The sequence below is a fragment of the Pseudomonas sp. Irchel 3H3 genome (genome assembly GCF_900187635.1).
GTDB lineage: Bacteria > Pseudomonadota > Gammaproteobacteria > Pseudomonadales > Pseudomonadaceae > Aquipseudomonas.
In genome coordinates this window covers 1-1,563 of the sequence record NZ_FYEC01000062.1, presented here as the reverse complement: position 1 = coordinate 1,563, position 1,563 = coordinate 1, and the positions used below count along the sequence as shown (strand labels likewise).

1 protein-coding gene is annotated in these 1,563 nt (G+C 58.2%); it reads right to left on the bottom strand.

Features of this window, described 5'->3' with window-relative positions; translation table 11 throughout:
* A partial coding sequence (locus CKW24_RS27635; RefSeq protein ID WP_371917619.1) for an immunoglobulin-like domain-containing protein occupies positions 1-1,563 on the bottom strand: 1,563 nt, incomplete at both ends.

The window sequence follows — 1,563 nt, the reverse complement described above, 5'->3', positions numbered from 1 at the left end:
CTGGTGCCGTTAGCCGGGATTTTCACCACGGTGCCATCGGTCAGCGTGAACTCCAGAGGACCATGGCTCGCCATCGGCATGCCGGCAGCGTTGGTCAGGGTCACGGTGTAAGTGACGTCACCACCTTCGGCGACAGTGGATTTATCCACAGTCAGGGTGGCTTTCACCTCGGTGAGGGTGTCGCCAACCTTGACCACAGCCTCGTCGCCAAGCACCAGGTTTTCGAACGACTGACCTGGAACTGTTGCGTCAGTGACGCTGAGCTTGATGGTTTCGCCGTCTTTGTAGACGTCATCGCCTTGCGCTTTCAGCTCGTATGGAACGCTGGTGGTGCCGGCTTTGATCACGACGGTCGCGCCGTTGCTCAGGGTGACGGTCAGGTCTTGCTTGAGTTCCTGGTCGACTTTCACCGTGAACTTCGGAGCAGCGTTTTCCAGCACATCGCCGTTGCTTTCGATGGTGACGGTGATCTTGTCGCCTTCGTTAGCCGGATCTTTTGGATCGCCCGAGCCTGGCTCGTCAGTGACCGAAGTGGTCAACGTCATGTCGCCGAGGGTCAGCTTCTCGAAGTTGTTAGCCGAGACGGATTCCAGCTTGTTGACGATTGCGTCCTGGCCGCCGGTGAAGATGTTGTCTTTGGCGGTGACCACGGCAGTACCACTGGTGCCGTTAGCCGGGATTTTCACCACGGTGCCATCGGTCAGCGTGAACTCCAGAGGACCATGGCTGGCCATTGGCATGCCAGCAGCGTTGGTCAGGGTCACGGTGTAGGTGACTTCACCGCCCTCAGCGACGGTGGATTTATCCACCGTCAGGGTGGCTTTCACCTCAGTGAGGGTGTCGCCAACTTTGACCACAGCCTCGTCGCCAAGCACCAGGTTTTCGAACGACTGACCTGGAACTGTTGCGTCAGTGACGCTGAGCTTGATGGTTTCGCCGTCTTTGTAGACGTCATCGCCTTGCGCTTTCAGCTCGTATGGAACGCTGGTGGTGCCGGCTTTGATCACGACGGTCGCGCCGTTGCTCAGGGTGACGGTCAGGTCTTGCTTGAGTTCCTGGTCGACTTTCACCGTGAACTTCGGAGCAGCGTTTTCCAGCACATCGCCGTTGCTTTCGATGGTGACAGTGATCTTGTCGCCGTCAGTACCTGGCTCGTCAGTGACAGTGGTGGTGAACTGGTCTTTGCCGAGGGTCAGCTTCTCGAAGTTGTTGGCCGAAACCGACTCGAGTTTGTTGACGATCGCATCCTGACCGCCGGTGAAGATGTTGTCTTTGGCGGTGACCACGGCAGTGCCACTGGTGCCGTTAGCCGGGATCTTGATCTCGGTGCCGTCGGTGAGTTTGAAGGTCAACTCGCCGTGGCTCGCCATCGGCATGCCAGCAGCGTTGGTCAGGGTCACGGTGTAGGTGACTTCACCGCCCTCAGCGACGGTGGATTTATCCACCGTCAGGGTGGCTTTCACCTCAGTGAGGGTGTCGCCAACTTTGACCACAGCCTCGTCGCCAAGCACCAGGTTTTCGAACGACTGACCTGGAACTGTTGCGTCAGTGACGCTGAGCTTG